At 63.7% G+C, this 2126-nt stretch carries 3 protein-coding genes; 1 reads left to right on the forward strand and 2 read right to left on the reverse strand.

Annotation, left to right across the window (positions count from 1 at the left end; translation table 11 throughout):
* Positions 1 to 236: fibronectin type III-like domain-contianing protein (locus AB4Z11_RS30170; RefSeq protein ID WP_442029637.1), on the forward strand; the 236-nt coding region annotated here is incomplete at its 5' end.
* Positions 237 to 271: 35 nt separating this feature from the next.
* Here AB4Z11_RS30170 and tehA read toward each other — a convergent pair.
* Positions 272 to 1210, reverse strand: coding sequence for a dicarboxylate transporter/tellurite-resistance protein TehA (tehA, locus tag AB4Z11_RS30175; RefSeq protein WP_442029639.1), 939 nt, complete (start codon positions 1208 to 1210; stop codon positions 272 to 274).
* Positions 1211 to 1303: 93 nt separating this feature from the next.
* Positions 1304 to 2126 (reverse strand): GH39 family glycosyl hydrolase (locus AB4Z11_RS30180; protein WP_442029641.1); only part of this gene is annotated, 823 nt, incomplete at its 5' end.

Below are 2126 nucleotides of genomic sequence, written 5' to 3' on the forward strand. Positions count from 1 at the left end.
GGGAAGCACCGAAACGTCTGGGCGGCTGGGACAAGCTGACGCTGCGGCCCGGCGAATCGAAGGCCAGTATGGTCACGATCGACCCGCGCACTCTCGCCGTCTTCGACAAGGCCTCGCAGAAGTGGAAGATCGCTGGCGGCGACTACAAGGTAATCGTTGCCGACAGCGCCGAAGCGCCAATCAGCTCCGTCGTCGTCAGCGTGCCGGCCCGCGAGTTCGCAGCGGGCGCCCGATAGGTCGTTTCAGCTCCATCGCCAGGAGGGGCTGTTAATCACTTGGCCACGGCGGGCAGCAATTGCCCGCCCAGCAGCAGGCGCAAAGTGCCGGCGGCGATGCCGAGCACCAGCACGTTCGCGCCAACGAACAGGACCGGTGCTAGAGCGCTGAAGATGCCATCGGGGCTGTCGATGGACAAGCGGGTCGCCGCTCCAGCCAGTGCGGTGGCGCCGAAGGTAAAGGCCCAATAGGAGAAAGCAAACGGCTGTTCGCGAATCCAGCGCTGCATGCGTATGAGCAGCAGGGCCTGCAGCAAGGCGTAGCCAATCAGCATGTGGGCAAGCAGATCGGCGTGGCCGCCGCTGACGGACAGGTAGCAAACCGCGCCAACGGCGGGCGGCGCCAGTTGAATGCCCAGCATGGGCCGCATTGCCGGCGTCATCGGCACAGCCGTATAGAGCCTGTGCAGCAGCACGGACTCGATGGCGAGCCAGGTAAAGGCCGCCGCGCCGAATGCCAGCTGCGCCAGCTCCTTCCAGCCCAGCGCAGCGCTGACGATGCCGGTCACAAATCCRCCCGCCACCATTGGCAGATACAGCACCGGCGTGGTGGCCGCGGGATCGCGTCCACCGTGCCACAGAATGCCCGTGCGCCACAGCGCGAAGATAAGCGTGAACGCGGCGCCCAGCGCGAACAGTGCGATGGCGAGCGGCCGCGAATAAGGCAGCGCACCCTGTGCGACCAGCAGCGTCGCAACGCCGCCCAGCCCGATGAAGCAGCACTGGATGGCATGTTCGGCTTCCTCACGTGCGACAGCGGGAGCGGCGATCCACTTCAGGGCATACAGCACGGCGACGATCAGCCACGTCAAAGCCGCAATCGCGTAGAGCGCCTCGCCAACGGCGGATGGAAGGGACCAGGCAGCATGCGCTGCTCTCCAGACATTCGCCAGACCGGCAAGCCCCAGCACAGCGGAGAAGAAAGATGGAGGCACCTGTGGCACTGCACGAATCAAAGATTTGCTGAACATATCCCGGCCTTTGCGAAGAGTTATTAACTGTACGCGCGGGCGGTGGCCATCCCTTTGTCACTCCACTAGCAGCAAGCTCACTCCCTGGCGCGGCAGCATGAAGTTTAAACCAGCCGCACCGTCCTTCACTACCAGCGGTGGCAAGATTACGGGCGCCATCTGCGATGCGTTTTCCAGCGTCTGATACTGCTTGAAATCCGGCGACTGCGGCGAGCCCATTTGCTGCCATGCGGTGAAAGCATTGGCGCTGGCCTTGTCCACACGCCATTGGGTAACCTTGCGCGACGCCGCGCCACCGAGGCCCTTCAGCTCCAGCCTGACCGCCGCATCCGGGCCAGTGACATCGTCATCGTGGTAATGCCAGCTCAGGATGGCCAGATGCCCATCCGGCGTGCGCGTTGCAAGCACGCCGACATCCGGTGCGCCTTGCACGCCATTTGCGAGCATATCTTCCAGAGGACGCTGGGCGTTGCTGCTCGCATTAATGCGCTTCGGCCCCAGCTTGGCGAACAGGCGGAACACGTTCAGCACGGGCAGGTCGATGCCGTTGGTCGCAAGCTGGCGATAGCCTGCAAACCAGGGCTGGTCCTCAAACGTGAAAGCCCAGGTCAATGCGCCATCCAGATTGACGTGGCGCCGCGCAGAGAGCTCCCAGATGCGTGCAAAGCTCGCTGCGGTATAGCTGGAATACATGGTCCCATTGCGGTAAGCGTTCTGAGGGCCGGGACATGCCGCGCAGCCTTCCGGATCGCTCTCGCCGATCACAATCGGCTTGTCCTTCAGCTGGGGAATGGCGGCAATCTTGGCGAAGCCTTCATCCACACCGCGCAGGTGCTCGCGTATGCCCATGCGCACGTGGCCGTCCACAAAGCGCGGGCTA

Origin of the sequence: Pseudoduganella sp. RAF53_2 (assembly GCF_052113985.1) — a bacterium.
Taxonomy (GTDB): domain Bacteria; phylum Pseudomonadota; class Gammaproteobacteria; order Burkholderiales; family Burkholderiaceae_D; genus Rugamonas.